Below are 18305 nucleotides of genomic sequence, written 5' to 3'. Positions count from 1 at the left end.
CGCGCGATTTCCGAGGATTGGTCGGCGGTGCCGCGCGCATCGGTGATGCTCTGCTTGATCTGCGCGATGGTCGGTTGCAGTTTGTCGAGGAAACGGTTGAACCAGTTCACCAGTTCGCCCAGTTCATCTTTCTTGTTGTAGTGCAGGCGTTGGGTCAGGTCGCCGTCGCCGCTGGCAATTGCCTTGAGCATCTGCGCAACACTGTTGATCGGGCGCGTCACGCCGGAGGCGGTGAACCAGATGAGCAGCAGGCCCAGCAACCCGGCACCGATGGCCACCAGCAGCGACTCCAGCGTGTCGCGGGTTTGGGTCTGGTCGAGCAAGGTCTGAAGCGCTGCCGAGTCTGCCAGCAAGACTTGTTTGGGCAAATCGATGACTACGCCCCACGCCGGCGCGTCGGGGATCGGCGCGACAGGGTAGACGGCGCGGATCAAATCATTCTGCGCCAGCACCAGCGGTTTTTTTTGCGTCAAGGTCGCGAGTATCGCCTTGCCTTCCTCGCCCAATGTGACGGCGACCTGTTTGGCGACCTGGCCTGCATCCTTGCTATAGGCCGCGAGCACGCCGCTGTCGGACACGATCAGCATGCTGCCCGAGCCGTTGAACAGCGTACGCTGGGCATCGCTTGCGGCCGCTTGCAGGGCGCCGAGTGCGAGGTCCACGCCGAGGGCACCGATCACCTTGCCATCGGCAATCAACGGCATCGACAGCGACGTCATCACTTGGGCTTGCCCGCCCAGAGTGTCGGCATAGGGCGCCGTCAGGCAGGCAATCCCCTTGTCTTTCGGGCAGGTGTACCAACTGTTGTAGGGAGTACCGCTGATGCTCAGCTCGGTCTTATGCAAATCGCTTTCGGTAATCTGCAGGTTCATTGACTGGCCGGCACCCCGGTTCCAGGCGCTGGCAAAGCGTCCGTTTTCGTTGGAGGCGTGCGCCGTGTCGTTAACGAACTCGCTGTCCTTGCCTTCCAGTGCATTCGGTTCGTACACCAGCCAAAGCCCCAGAACCTGAGGGTTGCGATCGAATGTTGTCTTCACGCTCTGGTTAAGTTCCTCGCGCAATGTCGAGGCCGGCAACCCGCGCTGAGCGGCCATGTTACGCAGGTTGGACGCCTGGTCGGAGAGGGCGGTGATGATCAGCAGGCTGTCGCCGAAAACCCTCTGCAGGTTGCCGGCCTGTTCGGAGGCCTTGGCCAGCAACAGGTTCTCGCCACTGTCGGTCAGCATCTTGCTGCTGGACGTACTGATCAAGCGGTTGTTCTGGTTACCCTGGTAGAGGTTCATGCTGACGATCAAACCGATCACGCCCAGAAGGCACAGACCGGACAGCAGGATGATTTTCAAGCGGATGGAGAGGGAATCGAGCATCGGGGTATCTCGCTAGTGAACTGCATGCCTGTTGACCATCAGTTGGCCTGGGCCACTGACTTCTTATTGGGTATGTCATATACCGGGCGGCCTCGGGTCTTAAAGAAGCCGGTTCGGTAATTCTGTAACTATCGCGTCATGACTGGCGCTTGCCGGCTGAACTTGACCAGCAGCGCCACCGAGAGGGCATAGAGTGGGGCTCGACAATTGAATGGCCTGCAACTGCAGAACAGAAAAGCATAGGCCGGGTGAACATAGCATGCATGGACGCACGCACACGCCGTTATCCCAAATCGGCGGGGAGTGAATCGGCCCCCGACCTGTTTTGGGGCGCCGCCCGCGATGTTACCGATTTGGGATAGCGAGGTATTCACGGGCGGGCATAGCATCGAACTCAGCGCGCAACCTCAATAATAAAAGCGCTACCCGGCACCGATAGCGCCTTGATCGGGGTCACCCCACAGCGACTGCCTCATACAATAAGGTCAAGAACATGAGCGTAACTCTCTCGGTCAACAGCTCCACGGAGCTCAAGCGTGGCGCCCTGGGTGTCGGCTTCATCATCTTCTTCGTTATTTCCGCGGCGAGTCCGCTCAGTGTGATCGCCGGCGGCTTCCCGATCGGCATCATGCTGGGCAACGGCGCGGGCACCCCGGCATTGCTGATCCTGGCCTTGCTGGTGCTGATGGCATTCTCGGTGGGTTACACCACCATGTCGCGTCACGTTACCAACGCCGGCGGTTTCTACGCCTTTACCTCCCGTGGCCTGGGCGGCCTGGCCGGCGGTTCGGCGGCGGTGCTGGCGATGTTCGCATACAACATCCTGCAGATCGCCTTGTATGGCATGTTCGGTGGCGTGGTCGCCGGCACCATGGAGAGCGTGGCGGGCGTGGTCTTGCCCTGGTGGGCCTATTCGCTGATGGCGATGGCCAGCATTGCGTTTCTCGGCTATCGCAAGATCGACCTCTCGGCGCGGGTTCTGTCGTTGGTGGTGATTGCCGAATACCTGGCGATCCTGATTCTCGACTTCGCCATTCTGAAGACCGGTGGCGATAGCGGCGTCAACCTCGACTCGTTCACCCGCCAGCATGTGTTCAGCGGTACCCCGTCCATCGGCCTGCTGTTCTGCTTTGCGGCCTTTATCGGCTTCGAGGCCACCACCATCTACGGCGAAGAAGCGAAAGATCCGCAGCGCACCATCCCGATTGCCACCTACAGCTCGGTGCTGCTGATCGGCGGGTTCTACGCGCTGTCGGTATGGTCGATGGTGGTGGGCGTGGGCGCGGACAAGATCGTGCCGATGCTGCAGGCGTTGCAAGACCCCACCACCTTTATCTACGGCATGTCCGATCACTTTGTCGGCCCGCAGCTGACCCAGGTCATCCGCGTGCTGTTCATGGTCAGCATCTACGCCGGACTGCTGGCGTTCCATAACGCCGCGGCGCGCTATTTCTACGCCATCGGCCGTGACGGTTTGCTGCACAGTGTGCTCGGTACCACCCACCGCGTGCACCAGAGCCCGCACATGGGGTCGGCCTTGCAGAGCCTGATCGCGGCGGTGGTGGTGTTGATCTTCGCCGCGATGGACGCCGACCCGATCCTGCAACTGTTCGCCTGGTTCTCCAACCTGGCAACCCTGTGCGTGATCCTGCTGATGGCGATGACGTCGGTGGCGATCTGCGTGTATTTCCATCGGCACCCCGAGCTCAAGGTCGGCCTGCTGCGCGGGCGCCTTCTGCCTGTGTTCTCGTGCCTGGCGTTGCTGAGCGTGCTGGTGCTGGCAGTGGCGCATTTCGATGTGCTCACGGGGGCCAGCCAGCTCTTGTCCTACAGCTTGTGCGCGGTGATTCCCGCAGCCCTGCTGAGCGGCTTGTACCTCGCCATGCGCCTGCGCAAGGTGTCGCCGCAGCGGTTTCTGGCCCTGGGCAGCCACAAGCTCTAAGGCCTGGCTCGATACCTCTCTACTGTGAATTGTTCGCTTGCCACTGTCCGGCAAGGCTCGTCTGCGTTAAAGGAAATTGCATATGCACCCGTACAAGATGTTCATCAATGGCGTTGCGGTTGGCGGTGAAAACGGCCAGTTCGATGTGATCAACCCGGCGACCGGCGTCGCATTCGCGCAATGCCCGGCCGGTTCGCTGTCGCAGTTGGACGAGGCGGTAGCCGCCGCCCAGGCGGCTTTCAAGACCTGGCGCCACAGCGCCCACGCTCTGCGCTGCGAGCGCCTCAATGCGATCGCCGATGACATCGAGCAGGACGCCGACACCCTGGCCCGGCTGATCGTGCAGGAACAAGGCAAGCCCCTTGAACTGGCGTTTTCCGAAGTCATGGGCGCCGCCGCCTGGACTCGCTACGCGGCCGGTCAAGAGATTGCCGTGGAATTGGTGGAAGAGACCCCGACCCAGCGCGTCGAGCTGCATCGCAAGCCCCTGGGCGTGGTGGCTTCCATCACGCCGTGGAACTGGCCGTTCATGATTGCCGTTTGGCACATCATGCCGGCGCTGCGCGCGGGTAACTGCGTGATCAGCAAACCGTCGAGCCTGACGCCGCTGAGTACGTTGCGCCTGGTTGAAATCATCGGGCGGCATGTGCCCCACGGCGTAATCAACTGCGTGACCGGCGAGCAGGGTTTCGGCAGCGCGATCACCTCGCACCCGGGAATCCAGAAGATTGTGTTCACCGGCTCCACCGCCACCGGCCAGAGCGTGATGCGCGGGGCCGCCACCAACCTCAAGCGCCTGACGCTCGAACTGGGCGGCAACGACGCGGCGATTGTCTTGCCTGGCACGCCGGTGGAGGAGGTGGCCGAAGAAATTTTCCAGGCCGCCTTCCTCAACATGGGCCAAACCTGCGCCGCCCTCAAGCGGTTGTACATTCACGAATCCCAGTACCAGGCATTTGCCGAGGCGCTGACACGGATTGCCGAGCGCCAGGTGGTCGGTGATGGCCTGGAGCCCGGCGTCAACTTCGGCCCGGTGCAGAACCTCGATCAACTGCGCTTGGTGGACACCCTGATTGCCGATGCGCGGGCACAGGGTGCGCGGGTGCTCTGCGGTGGTGCGCGCCTGGACCGCCCCGGGTTCTTTTACCCGCCGACACTGGTGGCGGATGTCACCGATGGCCAGCGCCTGGTCGACGAGGAACAGTTCGGGCCGGTATTGCCGCTGATCGCTTATCAGGAGGTCGAGGATGTATTGCGCCGCGCCAATGCTGGCGACATGGGCCTCGGCGGCTCTGTCTGGGGCCCGGACGCAGCGCAGGCGCAGGCTTTGGCCAGCCGTTTGGAGAGTGGCGTGGCCTGGGTCAACTGCCACGCGCGCATCCAGCCGAACACGCCGTTCGGCGGCAGCAAGATGTCCGGCTTCGGCGTCGAGTTCGGCCTCGAAGGGTTGCTGGAATTCACCGGCCAGCAGTTGTTGTTCGTCAACAAGCGCGCAGCCGAATAAAACGTGTCGCGACCTAAAAGACAGCCTTTGAAAGGCGCACCCCAAGGAGCTTCGATCATGCGGTATTCGTCCACTTCATTTCTCAGCGGTACGTTGGCCTGTACCTTGACGCTTTGCGCCATCAGCCAGGCCCAGGCCTATGAGCTGTACAGCGATGAGAGCCGCCATCTCAATGCCGACATGACCGCCGTGTTCGGCATGTTCAACAGCCGCAAGAATTATGACGGCACGCCAGGCGGTTCGACCTGGCGCGAAGGCTATATCAAATACGGCTTGAGCGGCGACCAGTCGCTGGCGGGCAATGGCACCGCGTACGGGGCGTTTGCCCTGGTCAGTTCGGCGACCTGGGGCGACGGTGATCCGGCCGGCAATACGCTGGGCAGCGAACGCACCACCAAAATCGAAGACGCTTACCTGGGATGGCGCTCCGGCGACCTTTTTCCGGCACTGGGCAAGGACGGCGTGGACATTTCCGGCGGGCGCCAGGTGGTCAAGCTCGGCAGTGGCTTCCTGATCAACGACGACGGGCCCAACCAGGGTAAGGGCCCGGCCAATGGCACGATGAACCGTGGCGGCGCGTATTACCTGGCCGCGCGGCACGCCTTCGATCAAACCGCCTACCTGCGCCTGGGCGGCAAAGACGGCCTGCATGGCAGCCTGCTCTGGCTTCAGTCCGATAACCGTGCCCAGGCCAAAACCGAAGTGGCCGCCGGGACCCTGGATTACACCGCCAAGCCCGGCACGCTGGGCTTGACCTGGGTACATGGCATCGATGTGAACGAGCGCTGGGCCAGTGACTTTCAGCGCCAGCGCAAGGGCATGAATATCTACAGCGTGCGCGGCGAAGGCGACGCGGGTCTGCCGAATGTCAGCCTGGCGTTCGAATATGCCTGGCAGGACAAGGAAACCGGGCCGGAAAAAGCCTGGTACGGCGAAGCCGGCTACACCTTTGCCGATGTCGCTTGGACGCCAAAGGTCAGTTATCGCTACACCCGCTACTCACAGAAGTGGGATTCGCTGTTCACCGGCTTGAGCACCGGCTACGGCACCTGGCTGCAAGGCGAAGTCGCCGGCAACTATGCCGGGCCGTTCAACAGCAACACCAGCATTCAGCATGTGGCCCTCAAAGCCACGCCCCTGGAAAACCTGACCCTGGGCGCGCTGTACTTCGACTTCGACACGGTGCGCAAAAGCAATGCGCTGAACCTCAATGCGCGGGAGCTGGATATTTACGCCGAGTGGGCCGTCAACCCGCACCTGATCGTTACGCCGCTGATCGGCCTTTACAAGCCCAAGCAGGACGCCACCACCGGCGGTAACCAGGTAGCCGGCAACGGCACCAACGTCTACAGCCAGTTGACCATCGCCGTACCGTTCTGACCCACCGCTGCGGTCGCGCCTGAGCCTCAGGACGCGGCCGCGCCCGGCGGATTGCGCAGGTTTTCGGCAATCCGGCGGGTGGTGTCCATGACCATTTCAATCACGGTTTCCTGACGCAGCAGCTTGAAGCTCTGGGTGCTGCCGACGGCGGACAGGCTGCCGATCACCTCGTCGATGTCCGGCTGGATGATGGGCGCGGCGATACCGGTCAGGCCGAGGTTGAGTTCATCGTGGGTCATGCAGTACCCATCCTTGCGAATCTTTTTGGTCGCCTTGGCGAAGCTGGCCCAGTCGTAGGGGCTGTCCGGGTCGCCGGCCATATGCTCTTCGAACAGGCGCTGCAGGCGCCGACCTTTCTGGAAGGCGATCAAGACCTTGGACTGCGCGCCGCGGAAAAAGGGCAATGGATGCCCGCGTCCGAAGGAAAAGTGATAGGTGTCGGTGGGTTCGGCGATGTAGGTGTTGATGATGCGCCCGTCATAGAAAACGCTGGCGAACACCGCCAGGCCGGTCTGCGCCGACAGCTCATGCATCAGTTCGCGCCCCGCCAGAAGGATGGGGTCGTACTGGCGCATCATCCAGTCCAACTCGATCACGCGTGGCCCCAGGCCGTAGTGGCCGGCATCCACGCGGGTCAGCAGGCCGGCGTCGCACAATTCCTTGACGTAACGATACGCGGTGGCGCGCGACAGGCCCATGCGCTCGGCGATGGTATCCGGGTCGATCTTCAACGTCGCTGGACCGAACAGGTCGAGGACATTCAGCAATTTACTCAGGCTGCTCATTTCGTTCCTAAAGAAGGGATGGCACGCGGGTAAGCACTATAGGCGAAAACGCCAAAAATCCATTGTACGAGCGAGGGGGACGCCTAGTTCTTGCTCGCGAAAAACTCACAGGCACCGCATTCCTTCGGGAGGCACGCTTTATCGTTGACGTTTTTCGCGAGCAAGCTCGCTCCTACAGGTCGCCACTCTATCTCTATTTGCTGTTAACTGTTCGTAAATCTCAAAATAAGAGATTTATGGTAAAAAAATCTTGTCTGGTTTGTTTTTGTGTGTGATAAATCTCACCAAAGAAAACGCTCAAGCGAGAGGGCTGACAATGAATGGCGCGCAACTGATTGTGAATGCGGCAGCGGCAAGCGGTATCGAGTACTGCTTTGCCAACCCGGGCACCACCGAGATTCCGCTGGTGGCCGCGATGGCCAGTGCACCTGCCCTCAAGCCGGTGTTGTCGTTGTTCGAAGGGGTGTGTACCGGTGCGGCGGACGGTTACGGCCGTATCGCCGGCAAACCGGCGATGACCCTGACGCACCTGGGTCCAGGTTTTGCCAACGGCATCGCCAACCTGCACAACGCACGGCGCGCCAACACGCCCATCGTCAATGTGATCGGCGACCACGCGTCCTGGCACGTCAATTACGACCCGCCTTTGGCCAGCGACATCCAGGCCCTGGCCGGGACTGTTTCCAGTTGGGTACGCACCTCCCGCACCGCGTCAGGTGTGGGCGAGGACCTGCAGGAAGCCATGCGCGCTGCCTGGCAAGCCAAAGGCCAGATCGCCAGCTTGATCCTGCCCATGGACCTGCAATCCAACACCGTGAGCCATAGCGGCCAGTTCAGCCCGCTGCGTGCGCCGGTCCGGCGCTTTGCCGGCGACCGCATCGAAGCCGTGGCCCAGGCGCTGCGTGATGGCCAGCGCCTGGTCTTCATCGTCGGTGACCAGGGCTTGTCGGTGGCCGGCCTGGAAGCGGCGGGGCGCCTGGCACAACTGCCCGGCGTGCGCATGTTTGCCGAGACTTTCCCACGCCTGAGCTACCGTGGCGGCGGCTTGCCTGACCTGGATCGCCTGCCGTATTTTCCGGAAGTGGCCATCGAAATCCTCGAGCAGTACGACAAGGTCGTGTGCGCGGGTGTCGTGGAGCCCATCAGTTATTTTGGCTACGAAGGTATTCCGTCACGGTTGGCTGAGCGCGAGCGTCTGCTGTCGCTGGCCGAGGTGGGCGACGACGTGGCCGGAGCGCTGACCGCGCTGGCCGATGCGCTGGACGCGCCTGCCTATGTGCCGACGCCGCAGGACATCCAGCTGCCGCCGGGCGAGGCCGCTTTGAGCCCGCAGTCGGTGGGGCAAGTGTTGGCCGCTGCGCTGCCGCACGACTGCATTGTCTCGGTGGAGGGCGGCACTTGCGGCTATCCGTTTTTCACCGCTTCTGCCCGTGCAGCGCGGCATCGTGTACTGACCAATACCGGCGGCGCCATCGGCCAGGGCATTCCGGTCGGGTTCGGTGCCGCGCTGGCCGAGCCGGGCAACCGGGTGTTCTGTCTTCAATCGGACGGCAGCGCCCAGTACACCATCCAGACCTTGTGGAGCATTGCACGCGAGCAGTTGCCGGTGGTGATCCTGATTGCCGCCAACCACCGCTACGCGATCCTGCAGAACGAACTGCGCCGTTTCGGCATGACCGAGCTCGACCCGCAGGCGCTGAAGCTGACCGTGCTCGACAGTCCGCGCATCGACTGGAAGGCCCTGGCCAAAGGCTATGGCGTGCCGTCCTGCACCGTACACACCAACGCCGAATTGCAACGGGCGCTGGCCAATGCCGCCGCCAATGCCGGGCCTTGCCTGATCGAAATGGCGCTGTGAAGGAGTCGACCATGAACCTGTCCCCATTATTGCCTGCCGTCCAGGCGTTCCTGGACCAGCCCGGTCGCCTGTTCATCGGCGGTGCCTGGGAGGACGCCGCCAGCGGTCGCCGCTTTGCCGTGGAAAACCCGGCCACTGAACAGACCCTGACCGAAGTCGCCCAGGGCGATGAGCGCGATGTGAACGCGGCCGTCGCGGCTGCCCGTGCAGCCTTTACCGGCGCCTGGGCCTTGCAGTCACCGGCGCAGCGCGGCTTGTTGCTGTTTCGCCTGGCCGATCTGTTGGACCAGCACCGCGAAGAACTGGCGCAACTGATCACCCTGGAAAACGGCAAGCCGATCGCCAATGCGCGCGGTGAAGCGGCCAGCGCGGCGAACATCATTCGCTACTTTGCCGGCTGGCCCACCAAGATCGAAGGCAGCACGCTGCCCGTCTCGCCGGCCAGCGGCGCGCCGATGCTCAACTACACCCTGCGCGAGCCGGTGGGCGTGTGTGCGCTGATCGTGCCGTGGAACTTCCCATTGACCATGTGCGTGTGGAAGCTTGGTCCGGCGCTGGCCACCGGTTGCGTGGCGGTGCTCAAGCCCGCCGAGCAGACGCCGTTGGTGGCGATTCGCCTGGTGCAACTGATCGAGGTCGCCGGTTTCCCCGCCGGCGTGGTCAACCTGATCACCGGCCTGGGCGCCGACACCGGCGCGCCACTGGCGCAGCACCCGGACGTGGACAAGATCGCCTTTACCGGCTCGACTCAGGTCGGGCGGCTGATCGCCCAGGCGGCCACCGGCAACATGAAGAAGGTCTCGCTGGAGCTGGGCGGCAAGTCACCGAACATCATCCTGCCCGACGCCGACATCGTGCGCGCCGCCAAGGGCGCCGCCGATGGGATTTTCTACAACCAGGGCCAGGTGTGTACGGCCGGCTCGCGCCTGTATGTGCACGCCAGTGTGCTCGACCAGGTGCTCGAAGAACTGCAGCGCCATGCCGCCGCCTATGTGCTCGGCAATGGCCTGGACCCGGCCAACAGCATGGGCCCGCTGGTATCCGCGCGGCAACTGAATACGGTCAAGGGTTACCTGCAGCGGGGCCAGGAAGAGGGCGCCGAACTGATCTGCGGCGGCAGCCGCCCTGCACACTTGGAGCGCGGTCACTTCATTCAACCCAGCGTTTTCCTCGACCGCGCCGAGCGCGCCTGCGTGGCCCGCGAAGAAATCTTCGGCCCGGTGCTGACCGTAATGGCCTGGAGCGAAATCGACGACCTGGTGCTGCGCGCCAACGACTCGCCCTATGGCCTGGCCGCCGGTCTGTGGACCCGTGACCTGCGCTCGGCGCACCGCGTGGCCGCGCAGCTCAAGGCCGGGTCGGTGTGGATCAACTGTTGGAACGTGGTCGATCCGGCCTCGCCGTTCGGCGGTTACAAGCAGTCCGGCTGGGGCCGGGAAATGGGCAAGAACGTGATCGACGCCTACACCGAAACCAAAAGCGTCTTCGTCGATCTCGCCTGAATCGAACAATCACAAGAGGAAATGGCAATGGATCTGGAATTGAAAGGCCGCGTGGCAATCGTCACCGGTGGCGGCATGGGCATCGGCAAGGAAGTCGCACGGTTTCTGTCCGAGGAAGGCTGCAAGGTGGTGATCTGCGCGCGGCGCATGGCGTTCCTGCAACTGGCTGCCGAAGAGATCACGGCACAGACCGGTAATGAAGTGCTGCCGCTGTTCTGTGACACCAACGACATGAAGGCCGTGTCCGAGATGGTCGATGCTGCCTACAAGCACTTTGGCCGTATCGACATCCTCGTCAACGGTGCCGCAGCGCCGTCCGGTGTGGTGCGCAATGACATCGAGCACGCCGGCGACGAGGAGTTGCTGTCGGACCTCAACACCAAGGTGATCGGCTACTTCCGTTGCGCCAAGGCCGTGACCCCTCACATGAAGGCTGCCGGCTTCGGTCGCATCATCAACATCGGCGGGCTCACCGGGCGCAGCAGCAAAGTGCTGTCGGGCATGCGCAACCTGGCGATTGCCCACATGACCAAAACCCTGTCCGACCAGCTCGGCCCGTCGGGCATCACGGTCAACCTGATTCACCCCGGCGTGGTGGATACCCCGCATATCCAGGAGCTGTACGAGCGCGAAGCGGTCAAGCAAGGCAAGACCGCGGAACAGGTTGAACAGGCCTACATCGACGCGACGCCGATTCGCCGCACCCTGGCGCCGATTGAAATGGGCTGGCTGATCGGCTTCCTGGCATCCCCCAAGGCCGGCGCGGTGACCGGTGAATCCATCGGTATCGACGGCGGCCTGACCCGTGGCATCTTCATCTGAGGAGCAATTGCGATGAGTAACGGAACCCTGTTAGTCGCTACCGTTGGCCAGGCGGTTATCCGCAGCGCCGACGACGGCAAGACCTGGCATCGTCTGGGCCTGGGGCAAGACCTGGAATTCGACGCGATCACCCGTTCGTTGAGCGTGCATCCCGACACGCCCGAGCGAATCTATGCCGGCACCGATGTGGGCTTGTGTGTCAGCCACGACACCGGTGGGCACTGGCAGCGCGTCGATTCGCCGTTCAACGGCGAGACGGTGTGGAAGGTCGCGGTGGACCCGCAGGATGCCCGGCGGATCTTTGTCGGTACCGGTGCGCCCTCGCGCGCTGTGCTGTGGCGCACCCTGGACGGCGGCCTCAACTGGGATCGCGCGCCGGTGGAGATTCCTGAATTCTGTGACGGCGTCAGCCGCCCACGCTTGCTGGCCTTCGCCTACGACCCCACCGACCGCAATCAGGTGTGGTTCGGCCTGGAGGAGGGTGGGCTGTTCCATTCCCGCGACGGTGGCGACAGCTGGACTCGGGTTGATGACCGCCTGCTGTGGGACTTCAACTCGGACATCCACAACATCCTGGTGCTGCCCAACCATGGTGAAAAAGTCATCGTGGTGGTGTGCGTCAACGCGGTCTACCGCAGCCTGGATGAAGGCTTGACCTGGACCGGCATCGTTGGCCGGGAAGCGTTCGGCCTGTACTACATACGCGCGATGAACGCGCCGCTGGGCACCGAGGACACGCTGTACCTGAGCATTTCCGACGGCACTCCCGGCACCACCAGCAAAATTCTGGTTTCCCGTAATGCCGCCCTCAATTGGGAGGTATTGCCGCTGCCGCAGCAGCCCAACTCCTGCGTCTGGGCGATTGCCTTCAACCCGGCCAACCCGCGCCAGATCGTGGCGGGCACCAAGTATGGGCACTTGTTCACCTCCGACAATGGCGGGGATGGCTGGCAGAAGCACTGGCGCGAATTCAGCGAGATCGCGGATGTGCTTTGGACGCCTGCCGTGGCGCAGATCAAGGCCGGGCATCAATCCATCGTCAAGAAGAACTGAGGTAATCGGTGATGAAAGTCAAAATCCTTCGGACTCACTTATCGCTATTTGTGAGTGATCCTGATGTGTCGGCGCGCTGGTATGCCGACATCCTGGGCATGCACGAAAGTGCCCGGGGCGAAAGTTGGGTCATGATGGCATTTGGCACCAAACATCACGACATCGCCTTGATTCGTGCAGAACCGGGCGCTCACCAGGGCGGCCTGGGCCTGCAGCACTACGGATTGGAAATCGAAGGTGACATGACCACCTTGCGCCAGCTCTACGGCATGTTGCTGAAGAAGGGGGTGGAGGTGGTGAAAATTACCGATCATGAAATCGGCAACGGCCTGTATTTCAACGACCCCGATTGCAATCGCATGGAATTCTTTCTCGAGACCGAGCATGACGATGCGTGCGGCAAGGCCCGCTTCAAGGCCGCCCGTGCACCGAGTCGCAACATCACGCTTGACCCCCTTGACCCGATTTGAACCGAGGTTCACCTGATGAAAACCGCGAATTTTGCCAGCTATCACATCCGCAAATGGTACAGCTTCGTCGAAGAGACCCTGGCCAACGAAAGTGGCCAGCTGGCCGATGGCGAGCCGCTGTTCAAATACGCCGTGGCTGCCGTCATCGCCAACCCTTATGCCGGGCGCTACAGCGAGGATCTTTCGCAATTGATCGACCCGTCGCCGTTGCTGGGCGAAGAGTTCGGCCGGCGCATCAATGCGTTGGCCGGCGCACATGAAATTGTCAGCTATGGCAAGGCCATCCTGGTGGGCAGCGCGGGTGAATACGAGCACGGCAACGCGTTCCTCACCAACCCGGCCGCCGATCCGATCCGCGTCTCCCTGGGTGGTGGCAAGTCGTGGGTGCCCTCGACCGGCAAGCGCGGCGGGCCGGGTTCGACCATCGACGTGCCGCTGGCGCATAAGGACGCGTTGTATGTGCGTTCGCACTACGACAGTTTCTCGCTGACCTTCGGCGACGGCCCTTCACCGGATGAGATCGTGGTGATCTGGGTCTTCGCCACGCGCGGACGGCTGCATGCACGGTTGGGCGGCCTGAAAGCCGAAGAGGTAAAGGGCCTTGACGGGCTGCACTGAAAACACTCATGTAGGAGCGAGCTTGCTCGCGAAGAACGTCAACGATAACGCGTTCATTCTGGATAAATGCAGTGCCTATGCGTTCTTCGCGAGCAAGCTCGCTCCTACAGAAATGCGGATGCCCGGACTCAACTTACAACAAGAAAGCGGTGAATAGCGATGAAGCAGGAGAAGACCCAGGTTGTCATCGTGGGCGGTGGCCCAAACGGCATTACGGCCGCGCACTATATGGGAATGTACGGTATCGACTGTATCGTCCTTGAACTGGCCGACGGCATCCTGCCTTATCCCCGTGCCGTGGGCATGGACGATGAGGCATTGCGGGTGTTGCAGGGTATCGGTATCGCCGAACTGGCGGTACGCGACATGATTTGCGATGTGCCGCTGCGCTACTACAACGCGCGCGGCGTGTGTTTCGCCGAGGTCAAGCCAAGTGCTGCGCACTACGGCTGGCCGATGCGCAATATTTTCATGCAGCAACTGCTCGAAGGCACCTTGCGCGCGCACCTCGGACAGCACGCCAGCGTCGAGTTGCGCCAGGGGCACGAACTGCTTGAACTTGCGCAGGACGGGCAGGGCGTGACCCTGCAGGTGCGCGGTGCCGACGGCGAGGTCTACCAACTGCAGGCCGACTATGTGATCGGTGCCGACGGCGGTCGCTCCACGGTGCGTAAAAAACTCGGTATTGAACTGCTGGGGTTGACCCATCCACGCAAATGGGTGGTGGTCGATACGGCCAACGACACGCTGGACGCGCCCTATACCGCCTTGCATGCCGACCCGCAGCGACCCTTCGTGTGCATCTATTTGCCTTACCAGCAACGGCGCTGGGAATTCATGCTGATGGAGGGCGAGGACGAAGCGAAAATGTGCGAAGAGGCAACGATTCGCACGCTGATCCACGGGCATATCGGCGACGCCGTCAACGACCTTAATGTAATTCGCATTCGTGCCTATACCCACCACTCGCGCGTCGCGGCGCGCTTTGTCGAAGGGCGCGTGGCGCTGGTAGGCGATGCGGCGCATATTTCTCCGCCCTGGGCCGGGCAAGGCCTTAATTCCGGCCTGCGCGATGTGGCCAACGTGGCCTGGAAGCTCGCGGCGATTATCCAGGGGCGTGCGGCGCCCTCGATCCTGGCCAGTTACGACCAGGAACGCCGTGGTCACGCCACTGAACTGGTAGCCCTGGCCGACAATATGGGCGCCGTCCTTGGCCTGACCAACCCGTTGATGGCCGGTGTGCGCGACTGGCTGTTCCAGGCAGTCAACAGCGTCGACAACCTGCGTTCGCACTTGCTGGAGTTCAAGTTCAAACCCAAGGCGACCATCACCAAAGGGCTGGTCTATCACGAGCGGGCCGAATTGCGTGAGGATGATCTGGTAGGGCAATTGTTCATCCAGCCGAATATAGAAGACGCGCAAGGCCAGCGCCGACGCCTTGACGAAGTGCTCGGCAACGGCTATGCCGTGCTGGGTTACCGCGTAAACCCGCGCGAACACCTCAGCGAACCGATGGCGGATTATTGGGCACGTTGGGGTACCTGTTTCATCCAGGTCAACCGGTCGCGCAGCGGCGTGGGGCGTAACCAGCCGTTGACGGCCAGCGACGCCGTGACTGTGGAGGACGTGGATAACCGCCTGGGCGAATGGTTCTCCAAGGTGCGTGACTGCATCGTGGTGGTGCGTCCGGACCGCTTTGTCGCGGCGATTACCACCCCTGAGCGGCTTGATGGCGTACTGCGCAAGCTCGCGGAGCAACTTTCATGAGTGGCGCCAACACACTGCTCGGCCAACTGTACGAGGCCTGGCGCACCGCCCAGCCCATTGCACCCTTGCCGCCCGAGGCGCTGGACCGGCTGGAAGGCTATGGTCTGCTGCTTCAGGGGCTGGCACGGCGCCAGGCAGGTGGCGAGCGGCTGAGCGGTTGGAAGGTCGCCTTTGCAGGCCGGGCGGCGCAAGCGCGCTTTGGCCTCGACGAACCGGTGTATGGCGGCCTCACGGCGGTCATGGAGGTCGAGCCGGGCAGCACGGTGTCATTTGAACGGTTAATTCAGCCCAAGCTTGAGGTCGAGCTGGCGTTTGTGTTCGGGCGCACGCTGGTAGCGGGTGACTACGGGGATGAGGAGATCCTGGCGGCCGTCACCGAGGTGGCGCCAGCGTTCGAAATCGCCGACTGCCGCTGGCAGGGCTGGCGTTTCGGGCTTGGCGCGTTTCTGGCCGATAACGCCGCCGCGGCACTGTACTGTGTAGGGCAGCCTGTGCCGTTCGATCCTGTTCGGCATGCGTGCGTGGCGTATCACGTGGAGCATGAGGGCGTGTATCTGGGCAGCGGCGATACCCAGGACCGAGAAGACAGCCCCTTGTTTAACCTGTGCTGGCTGGTGCGGCGCTTGCTGGCCGATGGTCATCGCGTGGAGGCCGGGCAGGTGGTGCTTTCCGGTGCGCTACTGGCGCCGATGGATATTCAGTCGGGCACTTATCATCTGCACATGCTTGGCACGGAACTGGCTTTGGATTTCCACGCCGGCCCCGTGCCTGCGCAAACGCCCGCTACCGTCATGGATGACTGAGCCCCCTTCAGGCCAAAAAACAAGCATCAGGCCGCCGAGGAATGACCAACATGCTCGCCGAAGTCCGCACCTTCAATGACTCTCAACAGCACGCCGGCTCGATCCAGGGCTGGCAGCAGGTCTATGACCAGCTCGGTCGCGGTTGTCTGACCAGTGAGTTGCGCCAGTTGTCCGGCGATCGCTTTCAGATCTTCCAGGAAGTGCTGGACAAGCGTGTGGTGCAGCATGGCCGCTCGCCCAAGGGCCGCTTGTGCGCGGCCATGTCACTGGGCAGCCCGCCGGTGGTGCAGGGCCAGCAGGTGGGTGCCGAGAGCGTGGTGCTGTTGCGTGACGGCGAGGAGTTTGTGTTGCATGCGCCACAGGGCACGCATTTCTTCGCCTTGAATGTGGACGCGTTGCGCTTTGCCAGACTGGCGGCTGTCGAGTTGTCCGGCGAGCAGCTCAAGCGTTTGACCAGCGTCTCGGCGCTCAGCGTGGATGAAGCGTTACTGTTGCGCATTCGCCAGCGTATCCACCCACTGTTTCGTCACTTTTTGGAACACGCCGACACGATCAGCCCAGCGGCCGAGAAGATGCTCGAGGACGAATTGCTCGGAGCGTTCCTTGATCTGTTCACCCACGCCGGCGATGAAGTGCGTGGCCGGCGTGGCAATTTTGCGGTCAGTGCGTATCTGGTCAGGCGCAGCCAGGAATTGATCATTGCCAGTGGCGATACCCCATTGAGCATTCTTGACCTGTGCGAGCAACTGCGCGTGAGCCGCAGGACCTTGCAGAACAGTTTCCAGGCGGTGACCGACATGCGCCCGGTCGAGTACTTGCGCAATTTGCGCCTGAATGCGGTGCGCCGCCGGCTGATCGCGACGTCCGCGAGCGAGAAAAACGTCGGCGAGATTGCCGTGGCCATGGGGTTTTTCCACCTGAGCCACTTCGCGACGCATTATCGCGAGCTGTTTGGCGAGTCGCCTTCGGAAACGCGCAGGGCGTCTTGCTGATGCTCCAAAGATCTGATGCACCGCAATCCAAATGTGGGTTCGGCGTGAGTTATCGGTCCAGGCCGGGGTCCACGCGTTTGCCGATATCCTTGAGCCGCGCCAGTTGATCGATCATCGAAGGCGCTTCGTCCAGGCAACTGACGAAGGTCCACAGGTAGGTCATCACCGCGTAGATGTGCCCGGCTTTTATCTGCGGCGCCACGGCCAGTTGTGTAATCGCGACCACGAACAACAGCGCCGCCAACAGGCCAATGGACAGGAAGGCCACGGCCTCGCGGTCGGATAAGCCGATGCGCAGTCGCGACAGCAGGTAATAGTGACGGCGCAGGGTGTGTGCGCCGACTTTTTCCACCAGGCCGATCTCTTTTTCCAGGCGATTGTTCAAACGCTCATGCAAGCGCTGGTTGCGCCGCGCGAAGCCGGGCATGAGCGTGACGCACAGCAGCAATGCGAACAGGCACGCCAGGCCGACCCAGGGTTCGATCACCAGCAGCATGGCCGCGGCGCCGACGATCGACACCAGCGCGGTGGCAATCGTCGGTACATGCTTTTCGAAAAAATCGACGAAATCCCGCGCCAGCACCACGCGCGCCGCCGCCCTGGAGGTGCTGTGGCGTTGCAGGCGCTGGTTGAGAATCACCGGTACCGCAAGGTCGGCGTAGATGCGCGTGAAGGTGCGCGTATCCAGGGCCCGGCGGGCCGCGCCGACCACCCAGAAACCGAGCACGACGGCGGCGTACCACACGGCACTGCCGGCATCGCCACGAATGATCGAGTCGACGGCAAACCCGGCGAACAGCGGATAGGCCAGCAGCAAGGCGTTTTCCAGTGCGACCAGCGACAAGGTGCCGGATAGTTTGCCGGGGTAGGCCCTGGCGATAGCCTTGAGGGTCTGGCTGGCGGATTGCTGCCCCAGCTTTTTACTTTCTTCAAGCAGAATCGGCGGCGTTACGGCTGGCATGGGGCGCCTGTGGAGTACGTGGTGCGTTGATAGATGTGACGGGTGACGTCGAGCAGGTAACGCACTTCGTCGGTCATCAATAACAGATCGATCTGGACTTCTTCGACAATGATTTCCGCGGTAATCAATATACAAATAGCCGGGGCGATGACCAGCCAGTGGTAGTACGACAGTGTCACTAATGAAACGCACACGCCGATTAACCATAACGCCAAGACACTTTGCGGGGCGTACTTCTGCAGGGGAATCCAGAAGCGTTGCAACTTTCTCAATTTAAACTTGTAGAGCGAAAGTGACGCTTCCAGTTGTTTAAGGTCGATAGCGTTGCGAGCTGAATGCTGTGTCGGCATAACAGTTATCCACGTGAGAACGTTAAACATCAGAGCCAGGCAGGCGACAATGCGGCTATTCGCTGTCCCGGCGCTCATGGCCTGGCAGCGTTTGGCTGAGCCAGGCGAGATTGACTTCATTGACTTCCACC

At 62.2% G+C, this 18305-nt stretch carries 15 protein-coding genes and 1 pseudogene; 12 read left to right on the top strand and 4 right to left on the bottom strand.

From position 1 onward, the window contains the following. Nucleotides 1-86: 86 nt before the first annotated feature. Nucleotides 87-1094 (bottom strand): annotated as a pseudogene (locus ACLH0H_RS26290) (HAMP domain-containing protein); the annotation flags it as partial. 766 nt (nt 1095-1860) lie between these two features. Here ACLH0H_RS26290 and ACLH0H_RS26285 point away from each other — a divergent pair. From ACLH0H_RS26285 to ACLH0H_RS26275, 3 genes are all read left to right on the top strand, one after another. Beyond that, entirely contained in the window at nt 1861-3309 is a 1449-nt protein-coding gene (locus ACLH0H_RS26285; protein ID WP_411380286.1) for an APC family permease, read from the top strand. 82 nt (nt 3310-3391) lie between these two features. Continuing rightward, entirely contained in the window at nt 3392-4813 is a 1422-nt protein-coding gene (locus ACLH0H_RS26280; protein ID WP_411380285.1) for an aldehyde dehydrogenase family protein, read from the top strand. A 57-nt stretch (nt 4814-4870) separates the two neighbouring features. Further along, a complete protein-coding gene (locus ACLH0H_RS26275; protein ID WP_411380284.1) occupies nt 4871-6193 on the top strand; it encodes a hypothetical protein in 1323 nt (440 codons plus the stop codon). A gap of 26 nt (nt 6194-6219) precedes the next feature. Here ACLH0H_RS26275 and ACLH0H_RS26270 read toward each other — a convergent pair whose 3' ends face one another. After that, the gene (locus tag ACLH0H_RS26270; RefSeq protein ID WP_411380283.1) at nt 6220-6978 is read right to left on the bottom strand and encodes an IclR family transcriptional regulator; all 759 of its coding nucleotides are present in this window, start codon (nt 6976-6978) and stop codon (nt 6220-6222) included. A 316-nt stretch (nt 6979-7294) separates the two neighbouring features. Here ACLH0H_RS26270 and ACLH0H_RS26265 point away from each other — a divergent pair, with 316 nt between their 5' ends. The 9 genes from ACLH0H_RS26265 (at nt 7295) to ACLH0H_RS26225 (ending at nt 16863) form a co-directional block, all read left to right on the top strand. Next, on the top strand, nt 7295-8836 hold the full coding sequence (locus ACLH0H_RS26265; RefSeq protein ID WP_411380282.1) for an acetolactate synthase large subunit: 1542 nt from the start codon (nt 7295-7297) through the stop codon (nt 8834-8836). A gap of 11 nt (nt 8837-8847) precedes the next feature. Next, on the top strand, nt 8848-10338 hold the full coding sequence (locus ACLH0H_RS26260; protein ID WP_411380281.1) for an aldehyde dehydrogenase family protein: 1491 nt from the start codon (nt 8848-8850) through the stop codon (nt 10336-10338). A 27-nt stretch (nt 10339-10365) separates the two neighbouring features. Beyond that, on the top strand, nt 10366-11160 hold the full coding sequence (locus tag ACLH0H_RS26255) for an SDR family NAD(P)-dependent oxidoreductase (protein ID WP_411380280.1): 795 nt from the start codon (nt 10366-10368) through the stop codon (nt 11158-11160). Between the two features lie 12 nt (nt 11161-11172). Then, the gene (locus tag ACLH0H_RS26250; RefSeq protein WP_411380279.1) at nt 11173-12213 is read left to right on the top strand and encodes a VPS10 domain-containing protein; all 1041 of its coding nucleotides are present in this window, start codon (nt 11173-11175) and stop codon (nt 12211-12213) included. Between the two features lie 11 nt (nt 12214-12224). Next, a complete protein-coding gene (locus ACLH0H_RS26245) occupies nt 12225-12683 on the top strand; it encodes a VOC family protein (RefSeq protein ID WP_076954034.1) in 459 nt (152 codons plus the stop codon). A gap of 15 nt (nt 12684-12698) precedes the next feature. After that, complete coding sequence (locus ACLH0H_RS26240) at nt 12699-13301, top strand: amino acid synthesis family protein (RefSeq protein ID WP_411380278.1); 603 nt, start codon at nt 12699-12701, stop codon at nt 13299-13301. Nucleotides 13302-13460: 159 nt separating this feature from the next. Beyond that, nucleotides 13461-15068 carry a bifunctional 3-(3-hydroxy-phenyl)propionate/3-hydroxycinnamic acid hydroxylase gene (locus ACLH0H_RS26235; protein ID WP_411380277.1) on the top strand — a complete coding sequence of 536 codons (1608 nt, stop codon included), beginning with the start codon at nt 13461-13463 and terminating at the stop codon, nt 15066-15068. Beyond that, on the top strand, nt 15065-15871 hold the full coding sequence (locus tag ACLH0H_RS26230; RefSeq protein ID WP_411380276.1) for a 2-keto-4-pentenoate hydratase: 807 nt from the start codon (nt 15065-15067) through the stop codon (nt 15869-15871). The genes ACLH0H_RS26235 and ACLH0H_RS26230 overlap by 4 nt, the downstream gene beginning before the upstream one ends. 50 nt (nt 15872-15921) lie before the next feature. After that, complete coding sequence (locus ACLH0H_RS26225; protein WP_065882047.1) at nt 15922-16863, top strand: helix-turn-helix domain-containing protein; 942 nt, start codon at nt 15922-15924, stop codon at nt 16861-16863. Nucleotides 16864-16912: 49 nt separating this feature from the next. Here ACLH0H_RS26225 and ACLH0H_RS26220 read toward each other — a convergent pair whose 3' ends face one another. Both ACLH0H_RS26220 and ACLH0H_RS26215 read right to left on the bottom strand, forming a co-directional pair. Next, entirely contained in the window at nt 16913-17824 is a 912-nt protein-coding gene (locus ACLH0H_RS26220) for an ABC transporter six-transmembrane domain-containing protein (protein WP_411380275.1), read from the bottom strand. After that, nucleotides 17812-18294, bottom strand: a complete 483-nt coding sequence (locus ACLH0H_RS26215; protein ID WP_411380274.1) for a hypothetical protein — start codon at nt 18292-18294, stop codon at nt 17812-17814. The genes ACLH0H_RS26220 and ACLH0H_RS26215 overlap by 13 nt, the downstream gene beginning before the upstream one ends. Between the last annotated feature and the right edge of the window lie 11 nt (nt 18295-18305).

The organism is Pseudomonas sp. MPB26 (assembly GCF_046605355.1).
GTDB classification, from domain to species: domain Bacteria; phylum Pseudomonadota; class Gammaproteobacteria; order Pseudomonadales; family Pseudomonadaceae; genus Aquipseudomonas; species Aquipseudomonas cedrina.
This window is presented reverse-complemented; position numbering and strand designations above follow the sequence as displayed.